The sequence below is a fragment of the Pandoraea terrae genome (assembly GCF_902459695.1).
Lineage (GTDB): Bacteria > Pseudomonadota > Gammaproteobacteria > Burkholderiales > Burkholderiaceae > Pandoraea > Pandoraea terrae.
The window spans coordinates 79,746-104,476 of sequence record NZ_CABPRZ010000011.1; the positions used below are offsets into that span (position 1 = coordinate 79,746).

At 64.9% G+C, this 24,731-nt stretch carries 16 protein-coding genes and 2 pseudogenes; 9 read left to right on the forward strand and 9 right to left on the reverse strand.

Annotated features, from left to right (window positions below):
* Window positions 1-51: 51 nt before the first annotated feature.
* Together pbpC and PTE30175_RS14375 are read left to right on the forward strand one after the other, a co-directional pair.
* Window positions 52-2,280 (forward strand): penicillin-binding protein 1C, encoded by a 2,229-nt coding sequence (pbpC, locus tag PTE30175_RS14370; protein ID WP_150697745.1) that lies wholly within the window; start codon window positions 52-54, stop codon window positions 2,278-2,280.
* 109 nt (window positions 2,281-2,389) lie between these two features.
* The gene (locus tag PTE30175_RS14375; RefSeq protein WP_150697746.1) at window positions 2,390-3,370 is read left to right on the forward strand and encodes a delta(1)-pyrroline-2-carboxylate reductase family protein; all 981 of its coding nucleotides are present in this window, start codon (window positions 2,390-2,392) and stop codon (window positions 3,368-3,370) included.
* Here the strand turns inward: PTE30175_RS14375 and PTE30175_RS14380 are convergent.
* From PTE30175_RS14380 to PTE30175_RS14405, 6 genes are all read right to left on the reverse strand, one after another.
* Window positions 3,352-4,164: a heme ABC transporter ATP-binding protein gene (locus PTE30175_RS14380; RefSeq protein ID WP_420819640.1), complete on the reverse strand. Its 813-nt coding sequence runs from the start codon at window positions 4,162-4,164 to the stop codon at window positions 3,352-3,354. The genes PTE30175_RS14375 and PTE30175_RS14380 overlap by 19 nt on opposite strands.
* Window positions 4,165-4,218: 54 nt before the next feature.
* On the reverse strand, window positions 4,219-5,277 hold the full coding sequence (locus PTE30175_RS14385; RefSeq protein ID WP_150697748.1) for a FecCD family ABC transporter permease: 1,059 nt from the start codon (window positions 5,275-5,277) through the stop codon (window positions 4,219-4,221).
* Window positions 5,274-6,161, reverse strand: coding sequence for a heme/hemin ABC transporter substrate-binding protein (locus PTE30175_RS14390; RefSeq protein ID WP_150697836.1), 888 nt, complete (start codon window positions 6,159-6,161; stop codon window positions 5,274-5,276). The genes PTE30175_RS14385 and PTE30175_RS14390 overlap by 4 nt, the downstream gene beginning before the upstream one ends.
* Before the next feature lie 53 nt (window positions 6,162-6,214).
* Window positions 6,215-7,315 (reverse strand): hemin-degrading factor, encoded by a 1,101-nt coding sequence (locus PTE30175_RS14395; protein WP_150697749.1) that lies wholly within the window; start codon window positions 7,313-7,315, stop codon window positions 6,215-6,217.
* An 82-nt stretch (window positions 7,316-7,397) separates the two neighbouring features.
* Complete coding sequence (locus PTE30175_RS14400) at window positions 7,398-9,698, reverse strand: TonB-dependent hemoglobin/transferrin/lactoferrin family receptor (RefSeq protein ID WP_420819641.1); 2,301 nt, start codon at window positions 9,696-9,698, stop codon at window positions 7,398-7,400.
* Window positions 9,699-10,021: 323 nt separating this feature from the next.
* Window positions 10,022-10,483 carry an Lrp/AsnC family transcriptional regulator gene (locus tag PTE30175_RS14405; protein WP_150697750.1) on the reverse strand — a complete coding sequence of 154 codons (462 nt, stop codon included), beginning with the start codon at window positions 10,481-10,483 and terminating at the stop codon, window positions 10,022-10,024.
* A 200-nt stretch (window positions 10,484-10,683) separates the two neighbouring features.
* Here PTE30175_RS14405 and PTE30175_RS14410 point away from each other — a divergent pair, with 200 nt between their 5' ends.
* From PTE30175_RS14410 to PTE30175_RS14420, 3 genes are all read left to right on the forward strand, one after another.
* Window positions 10,684-14,298, forward strand: a complete 3,615-nt coding sequence (locus tag PTE30175_RS14410; protein ID WP_150697751.1) for an indolepyruvate ferredoxin oxidoreductase family protein — start codon at window positions 10,684-10,686, stop codon at window positions 14,296-14,298.
* A 259-nt stretch (window positions 14,299-14,557) separates the two neighbouring features.
* A complete protein-coding gene (gene trpS, locus PTE30175_RS14415) occupies window positions 14,558-15,586 on the forward strand; it encodes a tryptophan--tRNA ligase (RefSeq protein ID WP_150697752.1) in 1,029 nt (342 codons plus the stop codon).
* Between the two features lie 148 nt (window positions 15,587-15,734).
* A complete protein-coding gene (locus tag PTE30175_RS14420; RefSeq protein ID WP_150697753.1) occupies window positions 15,735-16,193 on the forward strand; it encodes a protein kinase in 459 nt (152 codons plus the stop codon).
* A gap of 66 nt (window positions 16,194-16,259) precedes the next feature.
* On the opposite strand, the pseudogene PTE30175_RS14425 reads toward PTE30175_RS14420, so the two are convergent.
* Window positions 16,260-16,861: pseudogene (locus PTE30175_RS14425) on the reverse strand (amidohydrolase family protein); the annotation flags it as partial.
* A gap of 38 nt (window positions 16,862-16,899) precedes the next feature.
* Between PTE30175_RS14425 and PTE30175_RS14430 the strand changes: the two are divergent.
* Window positions 16,900-18,147, forward strand: a complete 1,248-nt coding sequence (locus PTE30175_RS14430) for an RNA-guided endonuclease InsQ/TnpB family protein (protein WP_150697754.1) — start codon at window positions 16,900-16,902, stop codon at window positions 18,145-18,147.
* A gap of 40 nt (window positions 18,148-18,187) precedes the next feature.
* Here the strand turns inward: PTE30175_RS14430 and PTE30175_RS29045 are convergent.
* Window positions 18,188-18,576, reverse strand: a pseudogene (locus PTE30175_RS29045) (LysR family transcriptional regulator); the annotation flags it as partial.
* Between the two features lie 46 nt (window positions 18,577-18,622).
* On the reverse strand, window positions 18,623-20,011 hold the full coding sequence (fumC, locus tag PTE30175_RS14440) for a class II fumarate hydratase (RefSeq protein ID WP_150697755.1): 1,389 nt from the start codon (window positions 20,009-20,011) through the stop codon (window positions 18,623-18,625).
* 215 nt (window positions 20,012-20,226) lie between these two features.
* Between fumC and PTE30175_RS14445 the strand changes: the two genes are divergently transcribed.
* From PTE30175_RS14445 to PTE30175_RS14455, 3 genes are all read left to right on the forward strand, one after another.
* Entirely contained in the window at window positions 20,227-21,735 is a 1,509-nt protein-coding gene (locus tag PTE30175_RS14445) for a CoA-acylating methylmalonate-semialdehyde dehydrogenase (protein WP_150697756.1), read from the forward strand.
* Between the two features lie 76 nt (window positions 21,736-21,811).
* Complete coding sequence (locus tag PTE30175_RS14450) at window positions 21,812-23,446, forward strand: GMC family oxidoreductase (protein WP_150697757.1); 1,635 nt, start codon at window positions 21,812-21,814, stop codon at window positions 23,444-23,446.
* A 499-nt stretch (window positions 23,447-23,945) separates the two neighbouring features.
* The gene (locus tag PTE30175_RS14455) at window positions 23,946-24,725 is read left to right on the forward strand and encodes an ABC transporter ATP-binding protein (RefSeq protein WP_150697758.1); all 780 of its coding nucleotides are present in this window, start codon (window positions 23,946-23,948) and stop codon (window positions 24,723-24,725) included.
* Window positions 24,726-24,731: the final 6 nt, after the last annotated feature.

Here is a 24,731-nt window from a genome sequence, read left to right on the forward strand (position 1 = left end):
TCGACGTCATCGTCACGTTCCGGCCCGTTGTCGGCGGGCTGGCGTGCCGGCATGGCGTTCGTCATCGCGGCCTCGCTGATGATCCTCGCGCCCGCGGCGCACGCCGTGCCGTCGTTCAACGAGGTGCGCGAGGATTGGCGGGCATCGGATTGGATCCTGCTCGATCGTCATGGCGCAGCGCTCCAACGCCTGCGTGCCGACCCGAGCGCGCGGCGCGGCGACTGGGTTACGCTCGAGGCCGTATCCCCGGCGTTCCGTCAGGCGCTCGTGCTCTCCGAGGACAAACGCTTCTACGCGCACAGCGGCGTCGATTGGCGTGGCGTGGCGGCCGCGGCCTGGGGCAACCTGTGGCATTCGCGAACGCGCGGCGCGTCCACGCTCACGATGCAACTCGCCGGCTTGCTCGACGACGATCTCCGGCCGAATACGCGCAACCGGTCCGTCACACAAAAGATCGGCCAGGCGGCCACCGCGCTGTGGCTCGAACGCCGTTGGCGCAAGGATGAAATTCTCGAAGCGTATCTGAATCTCGTGCCCTTTCGCGGGGAGCTCGTGGGTCTGTCGGCCGTGTCGCAAACGCTCTTCGGCAAGTTGCCCGTCGGCCTCGATGCCCGGGAGTCGGCGCTGGCCGCGGCGTTGTTGCGGGCGCCAAACGCGTCTGCGTCGCGTGTCGCCCAGCGCGCGTGCGGCATCCTGCGCGAGATGGGCGAGCCGCGTGAATGCGACGGTCTCGACGGTTACGCGCAACTGGTCTTTGCGCGGCCAGCCAACGTCGTGATGCGTGACGCGGTGAACCTCGCGCCGCATTACGCGCGGCGAGTGTTCTCGGCTGGGCATCCGCCGCCGGGCACGTCGATCGTCAGCACGCTCGACGCCGGTGTGCAGCGCATGGCCGTGGCGACGCTCACGCAAACGCTGCGCGAAATGAACGTGCCGGGCCGCCGCCGCAATGTGCAGGACGGCGCGGTTGTCGTACTGGACAACGCTACCGGCGAAGTACTGGCATGGGTGGGTTCTTCCGGCGAATTGTCGGCGGCGGCGCAGGTCGATGGCGTAACGTCTTTGCGGCAGGCCGGCTCCACGCTCAAGCCGTTCCTGTACGCGCAGGCCATCGCCGAAAAGCGCCTGACGGCCGGCTCGTTGCTCGACGATGCGCCGCTCGATCTGCCGACCGGCGGCGGTCTCTACATCCCGCAAAACTACGATCGGCAATTCAAGGGATGGATCAGCGCCCGCACGGCGTTGGCGTCGTCGTTGAATGTGCCAGCCGTGCGCACGCTCGTGATGGTCAGCCCGCGACGCTTTGCGCAGACGCTCGTCGCCCTGGGCCTGCCGCTGACGGAAAGCGGCGACTACTACGGCTACAGTCTCGCGCTGGGCAGCGCCGATGTCACCTTGCTGTCGCTGACGAACGCCTTTCGCGCGTTGGCCGATGGGGGGCGCGCCAGCCCCATACGCGAAAGGTTGACGCCCCCCGCCAGCGCGCGGCATGGCAGCAGTGCTGCCGAGGCCGCCGAGGCCCACGACATCGCCGCCAAGCAGGTTTTCACGCCGCAAGTCAGCTTCATCGTTGCGGACATGCTTGCGGACCGTCATGCGCGCACGCGCACCTTCGGTCTCGACAGCCCGTTGACCACGCGTTTCTGGAGCGCCGTAAAAACCGGCACCAGCAAAGACATGCGCGACAACTGGGCGATCGGATTCTCGCGGCGTTACACCGTGGGCGTCTGGGTGGGCAATGCCGACGGCGCGCCGATGTGGGACGTCTCAGGCGTCACGGGTGCAGCGCCGATCTGGCACCGCATCATGGAAGTGCTGCATCGCCACACGCAGAGTCCCGCGCCTGTCGCGCCGTCCGGCGTCGTGCGTCAGGCGATTCATTATTCAGGCGATGTCGAACCCGCGCGCGAAGAATGGTTCCTGGACGGCACGGCGCAAAGTGAGTTCGCGCTCGCCGCCATGTCGACTGCAGCGCCGTCCGGGCCGATGTGGCGCATTGCGGGGCCCGCCGACGGCACGATCATCGCGCTGGATCCCGACATTCCGCCGGAGCGCCAACGGGTCTGGTTCCGCGTGGCCGCCGCATGGCCAGCGGGGGCCTGGTGGCGGCTCGACGGTCAGCGGCTCGGCGCGAGCGCGCGCATCGCCTGGTTGCCGTGGCCGGGCCGTCACACGCTCGAACTTGTCGACGCGAAGGGCGCGGTGCGAGACACCGTGCGCTTCGAAGTACGCGGGGCGACGCTGCGTGATGGTGCGCGCATGCGCAATGCGGGCCGCTGAGCAGAAATATTTTGATGGAGTCGACGGCGTTTTGCCGCACGCGCTACACTGGAATCAACGTGCAGTGCTGCACGCTGTGCCATGAAAGCACGGTAACAGGAGACAGGTAATGATCACGCTGGATGCGCGGCAGACCGCGCTAGCGCTACCGTATCCACAGTTGTCGGAAGCCATCGAGTCGATACTGATGGAAATGCGTTCGGGGACTGCCCGTGCGCCTGAGCGGCTGCATTTCCCGCTCGTCGAGGTTGGCGAGCGCAAGGGAAAGCGCACCGGCATCCTGCTCATCATGACTGCGACCAATCGCGATGTGGCGATGACGAAACACATCACCGTGCATCCCGAAAACAGGAGCCTGTGCAAGCCGTCGATCATGGGCGAAGTCCTCGTGTTCGACCCGCACAACGGCGAACGGCTGATGCTGCTCGACGGGCCGACCGTCACGGGACGCCGCACCGCTGCGGTCACGTTGCTGGCCGCAAAGAAGTTCGCGCCGCGTCCGCAAGGCACCGTGCTCATCGTCGGTGCGGGCGTACAAGCGCGTTCGCATCTTGAAGCGTTCGTCGCCGGCCTCGGCAGCCGTCATTTCCTGATCTATTCGCGCAGCCATGACCGCGCACAGGCGTTGGCGGATCATGCCGCCACGCTCGGCGCCGAGGCGTCGGTTGTCGAGACGCTCGAACCGGCGCTCGGCAGCGTCAGCATTATCGTTACGGCGACGACGAGCACCGATCCGGTGCTGCCCGACAGCGACCGGATGCGCTGGCGCGATGATGTCTTCGTGGCAGGCGTCGGCGCGTTCCGTCCGGACATGCGCGAATTGCCGCCGCAGCTGTGCCGCGACGCCGCCGTGCGCGGCACGCTCGTCGTTGATACGTGGGACGTGAAGCATGAAGCCGGCGACCTGCTGCATGCGGGCATCGACTGGGGACGCGCCGTGCCGCTCATGGACGCGATCCTCACACCCGACCGGTTCCGGTCGAGCGGACCGGTGTTGTTCAAGAGCGTCGGTTATGCGTTGTGGGACCTTGCGGCCGTGCTGTGCGCACGGGCAAGCCTCGCGCGGGATCCTCAGATCGGCACCGCGTAGGGCGCGCCGCCGGTGGCCGTGTCCGGGCGGATAATCCGCACGGGCAGGCCGAGCGCGGCTTCGATCAGCGATGCCTCCATGATTTCGGCCGGTGCGCCGCGCGCCAGGATGCGTCCGTGCACCAGCAACGCCATCGCGTCGGCATGACGCGCTGCGAGGTTGACGTCGTGCACGATCGCCAACACGCCGATGCCCCATTCGCGCGCCAATTGCCGCGTCAGCGCCAGCAGGCGATGCTGATGCGCGAGATCGAGCGCCGCAGTGGGTTCGTCGAGCAGCAGGTAACGGGGGACCGACGGCGCACGGCGGTTTTCATCGGGCCACAGCTGGGCCAGCACGCGCGCAAACTGCACCCGCGCCCATTCGCCGCCTGACAACGTCGTGACGTCGCGATCGGCGAAGGCTGCCGCATCGGCTCGCCAGAGCGCCGCCATGACGACCGCTTCGTGGCTGGCGTCCCGGCGGCGCGCCTGTTGATGCGGATGACGTCCCATCATCACGATCTCCCGTGCGGTAAACGGAAATGCCAGCGCCGCCGTCTGCGGCAGCACCGCGCGCAGCAGCGCCAGCGGGGCGGCCTTGATGGCCGGCAACGGCACGCCGTTGAGCGTGACGCTGCCGTGGCCGATCGAACGCAATGACGCGAGTTCGCCCGCGAGCGCTTTCATCAGCGTGCTTTTGCCGGCGCCGTTGCGGCCCAGCAGGGTCAGCAATTCGCCGGGACGGATGTCGATCGAGAGACCGTTGAGCACGCGCTTGGCGCCGTGCACGATCGTGAGGTCATGGGCGCTCAGCATGGGAGATCCGCGGCGGGCAAGACAAAGGAGGAAGGTTCACCGGTGTTCGCCTCAAAGTCCGAATTGGCCGCGCCTGCGCCACAGCAGCATCAGGAAGAACGGCGCGCCAAGCAGCGCGGTCAGGATGCCGAGCGGCAATTCGGCGGGGGCGACGAGGGTGCGTGCGACGAGGTCTGCGCCCACCGTCAGCACGGCGCCAAAGAGCGCCGCTGCGGGCAGGACGACGCGCGGATTCGGGCCCGTTACCAATCGCACGACGTGCGGCGCGACCAGACCGATGAAGCCGATCATGCCGGTCGACGCCACCAGCGCGCCGACACACAGCGCGCAGGCGATCATCACGTGGCGTTTGACGGCTTGCACCGCGACGCCGAGGTGCATCGCTTCAGCCTCGCCGAGCAGCAGCGTGTTGAGCGAACGCGTGTAGCCGCCGAGCACGCCGACGCCCAGCACCACTGGCCAGACGATCACCGCCAACATTGGCCATTGCGCGCCGCCGAGGCTGCCGAGCGTCCAGAAGGTGAGGGTGCGAAGTTGTGTGTCGTTTGCGACATAGGTGAGCAAACCGATCAGCGCGCCAGCGGCCGCATTGATGGCGATGCCGGCAAGCAGCAGCAACGGCAGCGCGAGGCGGCCACGCCCTGACGCGAGCCGGTAGACGAGCGCCGTCACGGCCAATGCCCCGGCGAACGCAGCGGCAGGAAGCACCCATACCCCGAGCGAGGCGGCCAGCGCCGCCGGCAACAGGGCGGCGCCAAGGACGATGACACCTGCCGCGCCGAGCGCCGCGCCACTCGCGACGCCGATCAATCCCGGATCGGCCAGCGGATTGCGGAACAGAGACTGCAACGCGCTGCCGGCGGCGCCGAAGCCAGCGCCAACGAGCATGCCAAGCACAACACGCGGCAAACGGATTTGCACCATGACGTCGTATGCCTGCCGCGACGCGGGATCGTTACCCGGGCCGGTGAACAAGAGGGTCAGCGCCTGCGCCGGCGCGATACGGTACGCGCCCCCGCACAATGCCCCCGCTACGGCGATCGCGAGCAGCGCCGACAGCACGGACAGGACAATCCAGTGCAGTGGCCGCCGGCGCGGGTTCGGGTTCATGCGGCGTGCACCTTGCGCGCCAGTTCCGCGACCGCCTGAGGCAGACGCGGCCCGAAGCCGAGAAGATACAGGGCGTCGAACAATACGATGCGACGATAGCGGCCTGCCGGTGTGTTCGCCAACCCCGGTTGCGCGAGCAGTTTGGCGGCGGCGTCGGTCGTGCCCGTGCCGGTATGCGTTGTGAGCACGACATCCGGGCGCGCCGCGATCGCGCCCTCGGCCGTCAATGGCCGGTAGCCGGTAAAGCCGCGCAAGGCATTGTCCGCGCCGGCAAAACCGAGCATGGCATCGGCGGCGGTGTCCTGTCCGGCGACCATCATTTGATTGCCCGTGTGCCCGAGGATGAACAGCACACGCGGGCGCAGCGCAGCGCCATAACGTTGCGAGACATCGGCGCGGACCCCTTGCCAGTCGTGCGCGAACTGCGTAGCAACCCGTTTGCCTTCGGACGGCATCCGCAAGGCCTGGGCGACGCGGAGGATACTCGCCAGCACGAGATCGGTGGTGTAGCCGTGCATGAACCGCGTGACCGCGACGCCTGCCGCAGCGATCTGTGCCAGGACGTTCGGCGGCCCGGCTTCCGCGCCGGCCAGCAGCAGATCGGGAAGCAGCGACAGCACCCCTTCGGCGGACAACGTGCGCACGTAGCCGATTTTCGGGAGTCGCGCGGCGGACGGCGGATACTGGCTCGTCAAATCGTTGGCGACGAGACATTCCTGCGCGCCGAGCGCGTAGACGATTTCGGTCAGCGCGCCACCGGCAGCGATCACGCGGCGCGGGCCGGCCGCGGCACATCCCGTCGATGGGCCAGGCGCAGCCCATGTGGGCAGGCACGCGGCCAAGGCCAGCCCGGCGCCGCCGCCAAGCAACACGCGCCGGCTCAGGCGGGCCTCGCTGTCGGCCGACGGTGCCCGGGCGAGGAGGGGCCTATGCGCTTTCACTTTGCAGCCTCGCCCAAAGGACTCAGACGCGCGAGCGCTTCGCGCCAGTCCTCACGCTCGGCCACCCCCGGCTTGCGTTTTCCGAAGAACATGGCGATCACCATGCCGTCCGCGTCGAGCAATTCGAGCGACGAAACCTGACCGTCCGACGTCGGCTTGCGAACGTGCCATGCGGCCGCGACAAGGTCTTCGCGCAAGTGCAGATTGAAGCCGGGATCGAGCACATTGAGCCACGGGCCCATCACGCGGATGTTTTTGACAGCGCCGGTGTGGATCTGAATCATGCCGGCATTGCCGACGAACACCATGATCGGCACGCCGCGCGCGGCGACGTCGTCGAGCAGGGCGCGCACGCTGGCGACTGGCATGGGCGTCGCGTGATCGGCCGGCGCCAGCCGCAAGGCCTGTGCCCGGTTCACGCCGTGGCGCTTGAGCAATTCGAAGAACTGATGCGTGTCGGTCATGGCGAGCCAGTCGCGGCGCAAGGCCTCGGCGTCAATGTCGCAGTCAGGCGTTTCTGCGGCGATGGGGGCAGCCTCCGCGACGGACTGTCCGGGCGTTTGATCCTCTGCACGGAATTGTTCGACGAGCGCGTGATAGGCGGCCTCGTCGCTGTGATCGCGCAGAAAGACCTTGTGCACGGCGTGGCCGGTCTTGTCGAAGAACTGGAGCGAGCGGCGCGGACCCTTGTCGGTCGGCGTCGTCACGGCGTAGCCGTGGGCCCAGTGATGATAAAAAATGCGCAGATCGAGATCGGCGCCCAGGCCGAGCCCCATTGTGCCGCTATGGCTGAGCTTTTCGTATCGGCCGTCTTTTTCGTGCACGGCGGCGCCATTGCGCGTGAGGGCCATCACGGCGCCGAGCGCCGGCAGCGCCTCGACGAGTTCGATGAAATCGCCGCGAAGCCGCACAACGTTTTCGCCCACGAACGCTGCGACCGTCTCCGCTTCGGAAACGCCGAGCGCGGCGGCGGCATCCCGGTCGCGCAGGTTCTTGTCCATCTTCAGTTTGAGGAAGTCGGCGCGCAGCCTGGCGACGGGCGGCGGCACCGGAACGGCGGTCTGGGCGGAGGCCGCGGCGGTTTGAGGGTTCATCATGACGGATCCTTGGTGAAAGATTGGCGGCGCGCCACCGGCCCGCAAGGGCGCGGCGGCGAAATCACACGGCCTGATTGGCGATTCAGTACTGCAGTTTCAAACTGGCCGCGACGCTGCGGCCCGGGGCGGAATAGGCGTCCTTGATCGTGGAACTGTCGGCCAGGCCGCGTACGTCCGACCAGTTCCAGTACTTGCGGTCGAACACGTTGTAGACGCCCGCGTAGAGCGTGGCGTACTTGTTGATGTGATAGCCGCCCGTCAAATCCAGCACGACGGACGAAGGCGCTGCCCAGCACTTCACGTTTCGCGTGTTGCCCGATGAACACGTGTCGGTGACATCGTTTTGCGACTTGGCGGCCTGGAACAGCATGTCCGCTTGCGCGAACCAGGTCGTATTCGGCTCATAGCGCACCCCGACAACGGCAGAGAACGGGTTGATCGTGTTCAGCGGCTGCCCCGGCTTGCCTGTGTCAGTGGTCGTGCCGTCCGCGAGCGCGAACGCGGTGCGCAGCGTAATGCCGCCCAACAGGTTCCAGGCGGCGCGGCCCTCGAAGCCGTGGATATTGGCGCGCGAAAAGTTCACGAACTGGAAGATCAGCGGGTTCGCCGGCCTGCCGGTGCCGCCGATGACCTGCTGCGAAATGAAGTTGCGATAGCGGCCGGCGAATACTGCAGCGCTGTAGTTGACCGGACCCAGCGTGGTGGCCAGCCTGCCGCGCAGGCCAAGCTCGACCGTGTCGCTCGTTTCGGGCTTCAGGTTCGGATTGCCGATGCTCTTGTAACCGAAAATCGGGTTGGCGAAGCCGTTATTGACTTGATCCGGCGTCGGCGTACGGAAGCCGCGCGCATACTGGGCATACGGAATCAACGCGGGTGCGATTTCGTACATGACCGCCAACCGGGGCGACAGGGCGGAATCGTTCGACGACGTGGGTGTGCCGCGAAACAGCGGGTCGTTCGACTTCGGTGACAGGCGGTAGGCGTCATACCGCAGCCCCGGCGTGACGGACAGCGCGCCGTAGCGGATTTCATCCTGGAGGAAAGCGCCGAACAGGGTGTAGTCCGTATCTGGAAACGCCTTGTTCGGGAACGATTCGCCGGGGGGCGGGAAGATGCCGTCGCGCCAGTTCGTGGTGTGACTGACGCTGGCGTCGGCACCGTACACCAGCTTGTGCGTGAGCGGCCCGGTGGCGAAGTTGCTCTCGGCTTGCACCGCACCGCCGACCACGCGCTCCTTGTATTTGTTGTCACGCCAGCGATCTGCCGCGCGTCCCCGCTGCTCGAACGAGTATTGGTCGTTGGTCGCGTTCTGGAAATAGATCAACGCGTGAACGTCTTGTATATACGCCTGACTGGCGTCGTCGAAATCGTAGTCGAGGCTGAGGCGGTTGCGTTCGAGCCGGTCGCTGCCGATGAGACTGATCGTGGTCGGCGGATTCACGGCGGACAACACATTCGTGTCAGTGCGTCGGCGCACGGTTTCGGCGGTCAGCTTGAACGTGGAGGTCGGCGTGGCCTTGAACACGAGCTTGCCGAGCACCGAGTCGCCGTTGGTGTTCTGCGGGTTGGCGGTCGTGCGCGCCATGCCGGCGGTGTCGTTCGAGCCCTTGCCGTCGAGCTCGTGACCGCGATTGCCGTCGATGGTCAGCATGCCCTGGAAACGCTCGCCACCCCAGGCTGCCTGTGCAGTCGTGCCGAAGCTGCGGTCGGCCGAGTTGTAGTACGGGCGCAGCGAGAAGTAGGTTGGGCGGCCGAAGACGTCGAGCAGGTCCTGCGGGTCTTTTGTCAGGAAGTTGACGACGCCGGTCAGGCCATCACTGCCATACAGCGATGACGCGGGACCGCGCAGGATTTCGATGCGCTTGAGCATGTCCATGCTGACGTAATCGCCGCGGCCGGCTTCGAGCGGGCCGAACGAAAATGCCGAGGGCATGCGGATGCCGTCTTCGACGAGCAGGATGCGGTTTCCTTCGAGACCGCGGATGTTGATGCTGGAGTTGCCGTCCTTGCCGCCGCCGCTTGCGGCGCTCGCAGGACGATAAGGACCGCGCCGTACGGTGACGCCGGGCTCGTAGCGCAGGGCGTCCTTGATGTTCTGCGCCTGTTGTTCCTCGAGATCCTGGTCGGTGATGACGGAGATCGATGCCGGCGTGCGCGATGCCTCGGTTGGCGTACGCGTGGCGGTCACCGTGACCTCCTTCAGATTGGCCTCCGGCACCTGCAGCGAGGCCAACGTGTGCGTGCGCGCTTCCGGTGCGCGTTCCATGGGCGGTGCGGCCGGCGTTTCCTGCGTGGCCGGTGCGGTCTGCGCATGGGCGGCCGGCCATCCGCCGAGGGCAAGCGCGGCGGCGAATGCAGCGCGAATGGGTGTCAAGGCCGGCAGGCGGCGCGGCGACGATTGATGGGCATCACAACGGCGCGGCGTGTGACGAACTGGTTGGGCCGGCGGCCCGTTCAATGCATGTTGACGGCCCCCGCCGTCGTGCGACTGATTCACTTCTGGCTCCCAGAGCAAATACCCCGTTGCTGGCTGGCAGCGCTGAAGGCAATCGCGAAGGAAGCCGTAGGTCACGGCAAAGGCGAGTGGGCGCGGCTGGCGAAAATGTCACGCCACCCCGGCAACTCAGTGCGAATGATGGCGATTAATGAGAATCATTCGCATTGTAGCGGTGTGTTTCGGAAGGTCAATAGGCGAAGACTTGAAAGTTACACCGGCAAACTCGTATCGAACTTGATCTCGCGCAGCACGACGCTGGTTTTCACGTTGGCAACCGCAGGCAGGCGGAAGATGTGTTGGTGGAGGAATGCGTCATACGCCTTGATGTCCGGCGCCACGATCTTGAGAATGTAGTCCGCCTCGCCTGTTGTGCTGTAGCACTCGGTGACTTCCGGGCAGGTGCGGATCTCGCGCTCGAACGCTTCCGTGCCGCCTTCCGTGTGGCGCGTGAGCTGTACATGCGCCAGCGCGCACACGTGCAGCCCCAGCTTTTCCCGGTCCAGCAGCACGGTATAGCGCTGGATCACGCCGCTTTGCTCCATCTCCTTGATGCGCCGCCAACACGGCGTCGCCGACAAGCCGACGTTTTCAGACAATTCCTGCGCCGAACGGCGGGAATCGAGCTGAAGCAGACGCAGAATCTGCCGTGCAAAATTATCGAGGGCATTCATTTCGAAAATCGCCAATATGGAAAATGTTCATTTCTTATTGTGCGTCAAATGGAGTGAAATAGTAAAAATCTTTCTCACCTGCGCCCATACACTTCTGGAATGAGAAAGCCGGACCGGCGCGCCCCCGCGTGCCCGTTCCGCCACCAGAACACCCCAAGACGCGGCCCGTCCGATGGCCGCCGGGACGAGGAGATTTCCGCATGAACGCCCCCCTGCGCGCCGCATCGGCCGATGTAACCCCTTCGGCCGCCACCCCGGCCGCTTCGCTCGCCCATCCCGACTACAAGTTGTCTGATGCCTTGACCGCCACCGACGGGCAGATCTTCCTGACCGGCACGCAGGCGCTCGTGCGCATCCTGCTCATGCAGCGCGCGCTCGACAAGCAACGCGGCCTCAATACCGCCGGTTTCGTTTCCGGCTATCGCGGCTCGCCGCTGGGCGGTGTCGATCAGCAGCTCTGGAAGGCCGGCAAGCTCCTCGACGCCGCTCCGGTCAAGTTCCTGCCGGCCATCAACGAAGAACTTGGCGGCACCGCCGTGATGGGCACGCAGCGTGTCGAGGCGGACGCCGACAAGACCGTCGATGGCGTGTTCGGCATGTGGTACGGCAAGGGCCCCGGCGTCGATCGCGCGGGGGATGCGCTCAAGCATGGCAACGCCTACGGCGCCTCGCGCCACGGGGGCGTCGTCGTCGTCGCGGGCGATGACCATGGCTGCGTCTCGTCGTCCATGCCCCATCAGAGCGATTTCACGATGATGTCGTGGAGCATGCCGGTGCTTAATCCGGCCGACATCGCGGAGCTCGTTGAATTCGGTCTGTACGGGTATGCCCTGTCGCGTTTCTCCGGCGCATGGGCCGGTCTCAAGGCGATTTCGGAGACGGTCGAATCGCGCGGCACCGTCGATCTCGATCGCATCAAGACGGACTGGGCTGAACCGCTCGACTTCCAGGTACCGGCCGATGGCCTGCACAACCGCTGGCCCGATCTGCCGAGCCTCGCGCTGGAGTCGCGCCTGGCCGCCAAGCTCGACGCCGTGCGCGCGTTCGCCCGCGTGAACAGCGTCGACAAATGGATCGCGCCGACCCCCGACGCCGACATCGGCATCATCACCTGCGGCAAGGCCCATCTCGACCTGATGGAATCGCTGCGCCGCCTGGGCCTGAGCATCGACGATCTCGCCGCGGCCGGTGTGCGCATCTACAAGGTTGGCCTGTCCTTCCCGCTAGAAATGTCGCGCATCGACACCTTCGTGCGCGGGCTCAGGGAAGTGCTCGTCATCGAAGAAAAGGGCCCGGTCGTTGAGCAACAACTCAAGCAGTACCTGTACAACCGTGAAGACAGCCCGCGTCCGCGCATCCTCGGCAAGACCGACAAGGAAGGCCGCGCGCTGCTCTCGTCCCTCGGCGAGTTGCGCCCGTCGCGCGTGCTGCCCGTTTTTGCCCAATGGCTCGCGACGCATCGCCCGGCGCTGAACCGCTGCGACCGCGTGGTCGATCTGGTTGCGCACGAGATCCTCTCGAACGAAGCCGACGGCGTGCGCCGCGTGCCGTACTTCTGCTCGGGCTGCCCGCACAATACGTCGACGAAAGTGCCGGAAGGCTCGATCGCACAAGCCGGCATCGGCTGCCACTTCATGGCGTCATGGATGGAACGCGACACCACCGGCCTGATCCAGATGGGCGGCGAAGGTGTCGACTGGGCAGCGCACTATCACTTCACCAAGCGCCCGCACGTCTTCCAGAACCTCGGCGACGGCACCTATTTCCACTCGGGCATTCTCGCGATCCGTCAGGCCGTGGCTTCGAAGGCCAACATCACTTACAAGATCCTTTACAACGATGCCGTCGCCATGACCGGGGGGCAACCCGTCGACGGCAGCATCTCGGTGCCGCAGATCGCGCGTCAGGTCGAAGCGGAAGGCATTGCAAAGCTGGTGGTCGTCAGCGACGAACCCGAGAAGTACCTGGGCCACGAAGGCGAGTTCCCGAGGGGCACGACGTTCCACCACCGCAGCGAACTCGATGCCGTGCAGCGCGAGTTGCGCGAGATTCCGGGCGCCACGGTCCTGATCTACGATCAGACCTGCGCCGCGGAGAAACGCCGCCGCCGCAAAAAGAACGAATTCCCGAATCCTGACCGCCGTCTGTTCATCAATGAAGCCGTCTGCGAAGGCTGCGGCGATTGCGGCGTGGCGTCGAACTGCCTGTCCGTCGAACCGGTGGAAACACCGCTCGGCCGCAAGCGTCATATCGATCAATCGTCGTGCAACAAGGACTTCTCCTGCGTGAACGGCTTTTGCCCGAGTTTCGTTTCGGTCAAGGGCGCGCAGCTGAAGAAGGCCGTCGGCGTGGCGTTCGACATGGCGGCGCTCGACGCGCGTGTCAAGGCGCTGCCGTTGCCTGCCGCGCGCATGGACGACGCACCGTTCGACATCATGGTGACGGGCGTGGGCGGCACGGGCGTTGTCACGATCGGCGCGCTGATCACGATGGCCGCGCACCTTGAAGGCAAGAGCGCCTCCGTGCTCGATTTCATGGGCTTTGCGCAGAAGGGCGGGGCGGTGCTGTCGTTCGTGCGCTTTGCGAGCCGTCCGGAACTGCTCAACCAGGTCCGCATCGACACGCAACAAGCCGACGTGCTGCTCGCTTGCGACATGGTGGTCGGCGCGTCCGCCGACGCCTTGCAAACGGTACGCCGCGACCGCACGCGCGTGGTCGTCAACACGCACGCGATCCCGAATGCGACGTTCGTGCAGAATCCGGATGCGCAACTGCATGCCGATGCACTCCTGGCGAAGATGCGTCACGCCGCCGGCAATGAAAAGCTCGACGCCTGCGACGCCCAGGCACTCGCGCAACGCTTCCTGGGCGACACGATGGGCGCGAACATCGTGATGCTCGGCTTCGCGTGGCAGCTTGGCCTCGTGCCGGTGTCGCTGCCCGCCCTGCAACGCGCGATCGAACTCAATAACGTGGCCGTGCCGATGAACCAGCTGGCGCTGGCGATCGGGCGCCTGGCGGCGGGCGATTCTGCCGCCTTGTCTGCTGCCACGGCTGCCGGACACGCCGACATTGACGAGACGCTCGAATCGATCGTCGCGCATCGCAGCGCGTTGCTCACGCAGTACCAGAGCGCCGCGTATTCCGAAAGCTATCGCGCATTCGTGCAGAAGGTCGCCGATGCAGAAACCCGCGTGGCCGGCGCGCCGGGCAAGCTGTCGATTGCCGTCGCCAAGCAGTTTGCGCGCCTGATGGCCTACAAGGACGAATACGAAGTCGCTCGCCTGTACAGCGATGCGGCGTTTACCGAATCGCTCGGCAAGGAATTCGACGGAAAGGCCGGACGCGATTTCCGCATCGAGTTCCATATGGCCCCGCCGCTGATCGCCAAGGGTAAGGATGGCGGCGTGCCGAAGAAGGTCACGATCGGCCCGTGGCTGTGGCCGGTGCTGCGCGGCATGGCGAAGCTGCGCGGCTTGCGTGGCGGTGCGCTCGATATCTTCGGTTATTCGCTGGAACGCAAGATGGAACGCCAGCTCGTGCGCGACTACGAGACGACCGTCACGCGTGCGCTGGAAGGCCTCTCGGCCGACACGCTCGCCGACGTCACGGCGCTGGCCGAAGCATCGGCCAAGATTCGCGGCTACGGTCATGTGAAGCTGTCGAATCTGGCCATGGTCAAGCGCATGGAGGCGGGCATAGCCAAGCGTCTGGGCATCACGCCGGCCACCGGCGACGCCGTGGCGCAAGCCCTGGCGCACGCACAGCACGCCGGCAAGACGTTGAAGGGCATTCCGGTGGTGACGTCGCGGTAAGGCCGTCCAGGCGGCGTCAAGGGGCGCTGCAGGCCTCGTCGGGCACGCCGGCCGTCACAACGAGCCGCTCCAGGCGTTCGCGCCTGAGCGGCTTTTCTTTGGCCGGACGGTGGGCGCGGACGGCCATTTTCAGACGAACCCCCATCGATCGCGCTACCATTCGGGGGTTACTGCGGCCGGCCGCCCGCCCGAAGGACTCGGGAACGGGATGGAATCCGGCCGCAAGCATGTCGATTCAAGCCTGATTACGGAGAGGAAAATGAGTGTTTCGAAGGCGCCTGCCCGCAAGGTGATCCTCACGGGCGACCGCCCGACGGGCCCGTTGCACCTGGGCCACTATGTGGGCAGTCTCAAGAACCGCGTGGCGCATCAGCACGAGTACCAGCAAACGATCCTGGTGGCCGACGCGCAGGCGCTCACCGACAACACCGACGATCGCGGCAAGGTCCATCGCAACGTCTCGGAAGTCGCGCTCGACTATCTGGCCGTCGGCATCGATCCGGATGTCACGACGATCTGTGTGCAGACGTGGCTGCCGGAGCTGACCGAACTCACGTTCTATTACCTGAACCTCGTGACGGTCGCGCGGCTGGAGCGCAATCCGACGGTCAAGGAAGAGATTCGCCTGCGCAACTTCGAGCGCGACATCCCTGCCGGTTTCCTGACGTACCCCGTCAGCCAGGCGGCGGACATCACCGCGTTTCGCGCCAACCTCGTGCCGGTCGGCGACGACCAGTTGCCGATGATCGAACAGACGAACGAAATCGTGCGCCGCCTGAATCGCCTGGCCGATCGCGAAATCCTCGTCGAGGCCCATGCGCTAGTGCCGCCGATCGGCCGTCTGCCGGGCATCGACGGCCGCGCCAAGATGAGCAAGTCGCTCGGCAACGCCATCAATCTGTGTGCCACGCCGGATGAGATCCGCGCCGCCGTCAAGAAGTGCTACACCGATCCGCTGCATTTGCGCGTGGACGATCCCGGCCATCTGGAAGGCAACGTCGCCTTCGCCTATCTCGACGCGTTCGACGAAGACAGGGCGGGCTTGCAGGAGATGAAGGACCACTATGTGCGCGGCGGTCTCGCCGACTCGAAGGTCAAGGCGCGCCTGGAAGAGCGTTTGCAGGAACTGCTGCGCCCGATGCGCGAGCGCCGCGAACAGTACGCCGCGAACCCGGATTTCGTATGGGACATGCTGCGTGCAGGCACGGAGCGTGCGCGCGAGACCGTTGCGAAAACGCTCGATGACGTGCGCTCGGTGTTCGTCACGCCGGGGTGGGGCGGCCGATAAGCGGTGTTGGGCGGCGTCGAGGCAGACGCTAAGGGAAATGGCCCAAATTTCCGGAATCGGGAAACTACGCAGCACGACAAGTGGCCTATGCGTGTGTCCGATGGCGCGTCGCCATCGGGCCCCCGTGCTTTCTTGTCTGGAACCTCCGATGAAACTACTGTTGTCCGCAGTGCTTGGCCTGACCGCTGCCGCCCCCGCGTTTGCGCAATACGAGACGTGCCGTCAAATTGAAGAGAAGCAAGCCGAAGCGCTCTTCGACCGCTGGAACGACTCGCTCAAGACTGGCGACCCGGAACGCGTCGTGGCGAACTACGCGCATCAATCGATGTTGCTTCCCACGTTGTCAAATGCGCCGCGCCTCACGCCGGAGAGCAAGGCCGACTACTTCAAGCACTTCCTGGCGAAAAAGCCCGTGGGCACGATCGATATGCGCTCGATCCTCATCGGCTGCAACACCGTCCTCGATACCGGTCTCTATACCTTCAAGTTTGACGATGGCGCCAAAGTGGCGGCGCGCTATACCTTCACGTACCAGTGGGAACCGAGTGTCGGAAAATGGCTGATTACCAGCCATCATTCGTCGGCGCAGCCGGAATCATCCGACTGACGCCGTGGTTCGCGGAGGCACAACGCCGGGAACCGGTGACGGTCGCGGCGTTGTGCCATGAGGCGGTTACTGCGGGGCCTTGGCGATCTGGCAGTCCTTGAAGACCCATACGATGTTTTCCCCCTGGCCGGTCAGCACGCCGATCGATTCCAGAGGGTTGCCGTCGACGACCAAAACGTCGGCGAGCGCACCCGCACGAATCACGCCGAGATCGCCGGCGCGATTCAGTAGGCAGGCCCAGCGATGCGCCGTCCTTGGCCAGCGCGTCGTACGTCACCAGTGTCGGCACCACATACGCCCCTGTCTCTGCCATCAGCTTCGCCGTCTCGGCATCGCAGAGATTGCCGTGCTCGATGGTCCGCACGCCGCAACGCACCGCGCGCGATCGCCCGCGGCGTGTAAGCGTGGGCCATCACATACGTGTTGACGGCCTCCGCTTCGGCCACGGCCACGCGGATTTCATCTTCGGAGTACTGCGTATTGGCGATCGGATCGACCGGCGAGGTCACGCCGCCAGATGCCATCAGCTTGATCTGCGTCGCCCCCTTCTTGATCTCTTCACGCATGGCGAGGCGCATATTGTCGACGCCGTCGACCACGCGGCCGATCGCGCCGGCACGGAACGCGCACGAACACGGCTCGAGAATGTCGCTGCGCGGACGGAAATCGGTGGGCCACCACAGGATGATGCAAGTATGATTGAGGCATGCAGCGTCTTCAAGCTTTCAAATACGCACTGATGCCGAGCGGCGAACAGCAGCGCCAGATGCGCCGCTTTGCCGGGGCGTGCCGTTTCGTGTTCAACCGGGCGTTGGCGCTGCAAAAGGAGCGCTACGAGCGAGACGAGAAGAAGCTCGGCTATGCCGGGTTGTGCAAACGGCTCACCGAGTGGCGCAACAGCGCGGACACGGCATGGCTGGCCGATGCGCCGGCCCATCCGTTGCAACAAACGCTCAAGGACTTGGAGCGGGCCTACAGCAACTTCTTCGCCAAGCGGGCCGACTTCCCGCGCTTCAAGAAGAAGGGCCGGAGCGATAGCTTCCGCTACCCAGACCCCAAGCAAATCAAGCTCGATCAGGCCAACAGCCGTCTCTTTCTGCCCAAGCTCGGCTGGCTGCGCTTGCGGCAAAGCCGGGATGTGCTGGGGACGGTGAAGAACGTCACCGTCAACCAGTCCTGCGGCGTGTGGTCCGTGTCTATCCAGACCGAGCGGGACGTCGAGCAGCCCGTCTCGCAAGGCGGGGCGGTCGGCATCGACATGGGAATCGTCCGATTCGCCACGCTCTCGGACGGCACGTTCTACGCCCCGCTCAACTGCTTTAAGCGGCACGAGACTGCCTTGCGCCGTGCGCAGCGGGCGATGAGCCGCAAGACCAAGTTCAGCAACAACTGGAAGAAGGCGAAAGCACGCGTCCAGCGACTTCACGCCCGAATCGGCCACGTCCGCCGCGATTACCTGCACAAGACCTCCACCGCGATCAGCCAAAACCACGCGCTCGTGTTCGTTGAGGATTTGCAGGTACGCAACCTGTCCAGGTCGGCGGCAGGCACAACAGAGGTACCGGGCAGCGACGTTCGCGCCAAGTCCGGCCTGAACAAGTCCATCCTCGATCAGGGCTGGTTCGAGTTCCGTCGCCAACTGGATTACAAGCTCCAGTGGCGAGGCGGGCATCTCGTTGCCGTACCGCCGCAGAACACAAGCCGCACCTGCCTGTGCTGCGGCCATGTGTCGGCGGCCAACCGGCAGACGCAAGCCAGGTTCGCGTGTGTGGTGTGCGGTTTCGAGGACAACGCCGATCTGGTCGGCGCGATCAATGTGTTAAGGGCGGGACACGCCCGGTTAGCCTGTGTCCCCCAAGGGGATTTCCTTCGGGGCAAAGTGAGCGGTGCGGTAATGCCGCCAGCAGCAGGAACCCAGCGAAGCGACTCAAGTGTGGCTCAAGGCCGCGCTTGAGCGCCTTAGGAATCGTCGGCCTTCAGGCCGGCGAGGATGTCAAGATGACGCGGATGCGGACCTCGGGATGATCGGCGCGAAAGCGCATCAGTTGCGGTGTCATCCACAACACCGCCACGCCCGACGAACACGCCACCGTCAACTCCAGTTCGGTGCGCCGCTTCATCAAGTCGGCCGTCGCCTCTGAACATTCCGTCAGCAATCTCTGGATTTGCTCGGCGTAGGCTGCCCGGGGACGGTCAGCCGCAGCACACGGTGTTCGCGCGTAAACAGCGCGCGCCCGAGAAATTCCTCGAGCTGCGCGATCTGGCGGCTCACCGCGCTTTGCGTGAGATTGAGTTCTGCCGCGGCCCGGGTGAAGCTCGCGTGACGCACGGCGGCGTCGAACGCGACAAGGCAGTGCAGCGGCGGCAGGGGAGAGATCGGCATCCGGACAGGTCAGTGTGGCGGGACGGGAACGAATGCCGACAGCATATCAGCGCTTGCCGACCATTTGCTCCGGCCGCACCCACTCATCGAACTGTTCCGAGCTGACGTGACCGAGCGCGAGCGCGGCGGCCTTGAGCGTTGTGCCCTCCTTGTGCGCCTTCTTCGCGATCTGCGCGGCCTTGTCGTAGCCGATATGCGGATTGAGCGCGGTCACGAGCATCAGCGATTCGTCGAGCAGCGACGCAATGCGCGCGCGATTGGGCTCGATGCCGGTGGCGCAATGGTCGTTGAAGCTCACGGCGCCGTCGGCCAGCACACGCACGCTTTGCAGGAAGTTGTGAATCAGCAGCGGTTTGAAGACGTTCAACTCGAAGTTGCCCATCGAGCCGCCGACATTGATCGCGACGTCGTTGCCGAGCACCTGGCAACACAACATCGTGACGGCCTCGCATTGCGTCGGATTGACCTTGCCGGGCATGATCGAGCTGCCGGGTTCGTTCTCCGGGATGGACAGCTCGCCGATGCCGCAGCGCGGGCCGCTGGCGAGCCAGCGCACGTCGTTTGCAATCTTCATGAGGCTGGCGGCGAGGGTCTTGAGCGTGCCGTGGGCGTGCACCAGTGCGTCGTTGGCGGCGAGCGCCTCGAACTTGTTCGGCGCGGTCACGAACGGCAGGCCCGTATCGCGCGCGAGCGTTTCCGCCACGCGCACAGCGTATTCGGGATGCGCATTCAGGCCGGTGCCGACGGCGGTGCCGCCGAGCGCCAGTTCGGCCAGGTGCGGCAGTGCGGCGTCGACGTGCTCGAGGCCGTGCTCGAGTTGCGCAACCCAGCCGGAGATTTCCTGGCCGAGGGTGAGCGGCGTGGCGTCCTGCAGATGTGTGCGGCCGATTTTGACGATATCGTCAAACGCGCGTGACTTCGCGGCGAGCGTGTCGCGAAGCTGGCCGATGGCGGGCGTCAGATGATTGACGAGGGCGTCGACCGCCGCCACGCTCATCGCGGTCGGGAACACGTCGTTCGACGATTGCCCCTTGTTGACGTCGTCGTTGGGGTGAACGAGCCGTTCTTCGCCGCGCTGGCCGCCGAGGATTTCGCTCGCGCGGTTGGCAAGTACCTCGTTCATGTTCATGTTCGACTGCGTGCCGGAGCCCGTTTGCCAGACGGCCAGCGGGAACTCGCCATCATGCCGGCCGGCGATGACCTCGTCCGCGGCGGCGATGATGGCTTCCGCCTTCTTCGGGTCAAGCGCGCCGAGCGCGCGATTGACCTCCGCCGAGGCGCGCTTGACGCGTGCAAGCGCGCGCACGAGCTCGTGCGGCATTTTTTCGGTGGAAATCTTGAAGTTCTCGAGCGAGCGCTGGGTTTGCGCACCCCAAAGACGGTCGGCGGGCACCGCAATTTCGCCAAAGGTATCGCGTTCGATTCTGACGGCCATGATCGACTCCTGGAAGAGAACTTCGATTGTAGTGGGCACACCCGCAAAGGTTTGCCGATACGTGCGTCGATTCAGGGTTATCCCGCATGTCTCGGGCCAATCCGGCGTGCGTGCCGATCCGTGGATAGAATGAAAAGATACGCTTGAGGCGCGCGCCGGGGCAGGGGAGCCGCCAACGGGCCACATCATTCAAGGACACAAGCCGAGAGGATGCCATGAGCAACGCTGATATTCCGGTGGTTGAACATTTCATTGGCGGACGGCTGGCGGCGGGCCGGAGCGACCGTTTCGGCGACGTTTTCGATCCGGCCGAAGGCGTTGTCAGCGCCCGTGTGGCATTGGCCAGCGCGGCTGATGTCGATGCGGCCGTTGCGGCGGCGCGTCATGCGCTGCCGGCGTGGGCCGAGACCGCGCCGCTCAAGCGTGCGCGCATCCTGTTCAAGTTCAAGGAATTGCTGGACCGTCACCACGACGATCTCGCCCGCATCATCACGCGCGAGCACGGCAAAGTGTTCTCCGATGCCCGGGGCGAGGTTACGCGCGGCATCGAAGTGGTGGAGTTCGCGTGCGGTGCGCCGCAACTGCTCATGGGCAAACACAGCGACAACATCGGCGGCGGCATTGACAATTGGCATCTGCGTCAGCCGGTCGGCGTCTGCGCGGGCATCACGCCGTTCAACTTTCCGTGCATGGTGCCGATGTGGATGTTTCCGGTCGCGCTCGCGTGCGGCAATACCTTCATATTGAAGCCCTCGGAGCGGGATCCGTCCGCCAGTTTGCTGATCGCGGAATTGCTGCGCGAGTCCGGGTTGCCGGACGGCGTGTTCAACGTTGTGCAAGGCGACAAGGTAGCCGTCGACGCACTGCTCGCACATCCGGATGTCGGGGCGTTATCGTTCGTCGGCTCGACGCCGATTGCGCAATACATCTATACCGAGGGCACGAAGCGCGGCAAGCGCGTGCAGGCGCTGGGCGGCGCGAAGAACCATCTCGTGGTCATGCCCGATGCGGATCTGGAGCAGGCCGTCGACGCACTGATTGGCGCAGCATACGGATCGGCGGGCGAACGTTGCATGGCGATTTCGGTTGCGGTGGCTGTAGGCCATGTGGCGGATGCCCTGGTCGAGAGGCTGGTTCCCCGCGTGAAGGCGTTGCGCGTGGGTCCGGGCGCGGACGATGCGTCCGAAATGGGCCCGCTCGTGACGGGGGCGCACAAGGCGAAGGTCGAGGGGTATATTGCCGATGGCGAAGCCGCCGGCGCGAAGCTGCTGGTCGATGGCCGCGGCTTGACCGTCGACGGACACGCGAAGGGGTTTTTCCTCGGCGGCACACTGTTCGACGACGTGACGCCTGACATGAAAATCTACCGTGAGGAGATCTTCGGGCCGGTACTGTCGATCGTGCGCGTGCGCGACCTGGCGGCGGCGATCGAACTGGTCAATGCGCACGAGTACGGCAACGGCGTATCGTGCTTTACCAGCGACGGCGGCGTGGCGCGTGCGTTCTCGCGTCAGGTGAAGATCGGCATGGTCGGCATCAACGTGCCGATTCCGGTGCCGATGGCATGGCAGTCGTTCGGCGGATGGAAGCATTCGCTGTTCGGCGACCATCACGCCTATGGAGAAGAGGGCGTCCGTTTCTACACGCGCTACAAGAGTGTGATGCAGCGCTGGCCGGACAGTATTGCCAAGGGCGCGGAATTTACGATGCCGGTCGCGAAGTAATGGAACCTGCCGGGCATGGGCGCGGTCCACGTCACACAGCGCATCTGGTGCACATTCGTCACGGAGAAAGGCGGGCATGTCGAAGCCACACCCCCAGCAGGACATTTTCGATTACATCATCGTCGGTGCGGGCTCGGCGGGCTGCGTGCTCGCCAACCGGCTGACGCAGGATCCGGACGTCAACGTGCTGTTGCTCGAGGCTGGCGGCAAGGACGACTACCACTGGATTCATATCCCTGTCGGCTATCTGTATTGCATCGGCAATCCGCGCACCGACTGGCTGTATCGCACGCAAAGCGAGGCGGGGCTGAATGGCCGCTCGCTCGCGTATCCGCGTGGGCGCGTGCTGGGCGGAAGTTCATCGATCAACGGCATGATCTACATGCGCGGCCAGCGCGAGGACTACGACGGCTGGGCCGAGGCCACTGGGGACGACGGTTGGCGTTGGGATCGCGTGCTCCCATTGTTCAAGCGCAGCGAAGATCACTATCTCGGCGGCACGGATTTTCATGGCAGCGGCGGTGAATGGCGCGTGGAGAAGCAGCGGTTGTCGTGGCGCGTGCTCGATACGTTCATCGACGCGGCCGGGCAGGTCGGGATTCCGAAGAGCGAAGACTTCAATCGCGGCGACAACTTCGGCGTCGGCTATTTCGAAGTGAATCAACGGCGCGGGGTACGTTGGAGCGCGGCCAAGGGCTTCCTGCGCCCGGCGTCGCAGCGCCCGAACCTGACGATCATTACCGGCGCGAACGTGTCGAAGCTGCTGTTCGAGGGCAAACGCTGCGTTGGTGTCGCTTATCGCGGCGCTGGTGCGGATTATCAGGCGCATGCGCGTGCCGAAGTGTTGCTGTCGGCGGGCGCGGTGAGTTCGCCGCATCTGCTCGAAGTCTCGGGTATCGGCAGCGGTGCGTTGCTGCAGAAGTTCGGCATCGATGTCGTGGCCGATGTGCCCGGCGTGGGCGAGAACCTGCAGGATCATTTGCAGTTGCGCACGGTGTATAAATTGCGCGGCGTGCCGACCTTGAACCGGTCGGTGCATAGTCTGTTCGGCAAGCTCAAGATCGGCTTGCAATATGCGTTGACGCAGCGCGGGCCGATGAGCATGGCGCCGTCGCAGCTCGGGGCGTTCGCGAGAAGCCGCGACGACGTGGCGCGGCCGAACCTGGAGTATCACGTGCAGCCGTTGTCGCTCGAGAAATTCGGCGAGCCGCTGCACAAGTTCAACGCGTTCACGGCGTCGGTCTGCAATCTGCGGCCGACGTCGCGTGGCAGCGTGCATCTGGTTGCGCCCGATATGCGTGACGGACCCGCGATCGCCCCCCGATATTTATCGACGAACGAGGACCGGCAAGTGGCGGCCGATTCGATCCGGCTGACGCGGCGCATCCTCGGTGCGCCGGCATTCGCGCGATACGAGCCGCGCGAGTATCTGCCGGGTCCGGCGTATCAGACGGATGAAGACCTGGCGCACGCGGCGGGCGATATCGGCACGACGATCTTCCATCCCGTGGGCACTTGCAAGATGGGGCGGGCGAACGACCCCATGACGGTGGTCGACAGCGAGTTGCGCGTGCGCGGCATCGAAGGCTTGCGCGTGATCGACGCCTCCGTCATGCCGATGATCACTTCCGGCAATACGAACTCCCCGACGATCATGATCGCGGAGCGGGCAAGCGAGTTGATCAAGGCGTCGCGCAAGGGGCGCGCGTAAGCTTCGCGTAAGGAACGTTACCGGTTTCACTGCGTCCGCGCGGCTTTCCAGATTTCCGGAAAGTTGTGCGGAGCTTACGTAGTATTACCTAATGGCGGCAAAGTGCGGCACACCAAAGTATCCGACTTGCCTGCCAATGTGGCGAGGGTGCGTTTTGCGACTGCGGCAAATCCCTTATGGCACAAGGGGCCCGGAAAACCCTGCCGTTTTAAGCAAACGATTTACACAGCCAATCGGGACGCGCATTTCCTGCGTGTTGTCCCTAGTGCAAATCCCAATGATCGCGTTGCAGCAATCCGAACACAATAGAGCTTCCCTGGGGCCTGTTCACCACGGGCTCTACCGCGGCCGAATCAAAAATCCGGCGCCGTAGCAGGACGCATGGCAGGGTAACGCATTCCCTGGATCATGGCCGTGCGGTTGTCACATACGGGGGTCTTTGCGGCGCCATGGGGAGCGCCGTCAGCGGACCCCGATAACGAGGATTGTGGCAGGAGACATGGCAGCCAACGACATCATTCTGGAAACCCGCGGCCTCACGAAGGAGTTCCGCGGCTTCACCGCCGTCAACAAGGTCGACCTGCGAGTCACGCGTGGCACCATCCACGCCCTCATCGGCCCCAATGGCGCCGGCAAGACAACTTGCTTCAATCTGCTAACGAAATTTCTCGAGCCGACAGCCGGTTCGATCGTCTTCAATGGCGAGGAAATCACGCGTGAGGCCCCCGCGCAGATCGCGCGGCGCGGCATCATACGTTCGTTTCAGATCTCGGCCGTGTTTCCACACCTCACAGTGCTGGAGAACGTCCGTATCGGTTTGCAGCGCAATCTTGGCACCGCCTTCCACTTCTGGCGAAGCAGCGCCTCGCTCAATACGCTCAACGGCCGCGCGATGACGCTGCTCGCCGAAGTCGGGTTGACCGAGTTCGCGCACACGCTGACCGTCGAGCTTCCCTATGGCCGCAAGCGCGCGCTTGAAATTGCGACGACACTTGCCATGGAGCCCGAATTGATGCTTCTGGACGAGCCGACACAAGGCATGGGCCACGAAGATGTCGATCGCGTGACTGCGCTTATCAAGAAGGTGTCGGTCGGCCGCACGGTCCTGATGGTCGAACACAATATGAACGTGATCGCCGGCATCTCGGATACCATCACGGTATTGCAGCGCGGCGAGGTGCTGGCAGAAGGCACGTACGCCGAAGTATCGAAGAATCCGCAGGTCATGGAAGCCTATATGGGCACTGCCGACAGCGAGTTGCAAGGGGCACACGGGTGAGGACGG

Excerpts from the sequence above, each read along its gene's own strand:
- pbpC (WP_150697745.1), top strand. The coding sequence starts at position 52 with ATGGCGTTCGTCATCGCGGCCTCGCTGATGATCCTCGCGCCCGCGGCG.
- PTE30175_RS14375 (WP_150697746.1), top strand. The coding sequence starts at position 2,390 with ATGATCACGCTGGATGCGCGGCAGACCGCGCTAGCGCTACCGTATCCA.
- PTE30175_RS14385 (WP_150697748.1), bottom strand. The coding sequence starts at position 5,277 with ATGAACCCGAACCCGCGCCGGCGGCCACTGCACTGGATTGTCCTGTCC.
- PTE30175_RS14395 (WP_150697749.1), bottom strand. The coding sequence starts at position 7,315 with ATGATGAACCCTCAAACCGCCGCGGCCTCCGCCCAGACCGCCGTTCCG.
- PTE30175_RS14405 (WP_150697750.1), bottom strand. The coding sequence starts at position 10,483 with ATGAATGCCCTCGATAATTTTGCACGGCAGATTCTGCGTCTGCTTCAG.
- PTE30175_RS14410 (WP_150697751.1), top strand. The coding sequence starts at position 10,684 with ATGAACGCCCCCCTGCGCGCCGCATCGGCCGATGTAACCCCTTCGGCC.
- trpS (WP_150697752.1), top strand. The coding sequence starts at position 14,558 with ATGAGTGTTTCGAAGGCGCCTGCCCGCAAGGTGATCCTCACGGGCGAC.
- PTE30175_RS14420 (WP_150697753.1), top strand. The coding sequence starts at position 15,735 with ATGAAACTACTGTTGTCCGCAGTGCTTGGCCTGACCGCTGCCGCCCCC.
- PTE30175_RS14430 (WP_150697754.1), top strand. The coding sequence starts at position 16,900 with ATGCAGCGTCTTCAAGCTTTCAAATACGCACTGATGCCGAGCGGCGAA.
- fumC (WP_150697755.1), bottom strand. The coding sequence starts at position 20,011 with ATGGCCGTCAGAATCGAACGCGATACCTTTGGCGAAATTGCGGTGCCC.
- PTE30175_RS14445 (WP_150697756.1), top strand. The coding sequence starts at position 20,227 with ATGAGCAACGCTGATATTCCGGTGGTTGAACATTTCATTGGCGGACGG.
- PTE30175_RS14450 (WP_150697757.1), top strand. The coding sequence starts at position 21,812 with ATGTCGAAGCCACACCCCCAGCAGGACATTTTCGATTACATCATCGTC.
- PTE30175_RS14455 (WP_150697758.1), top strand. The coding sequence starts at position 23,946 with ATGGCAGCCAACGACATCATTCTGGAAACCCGCGGCCTCACGAAGGAG.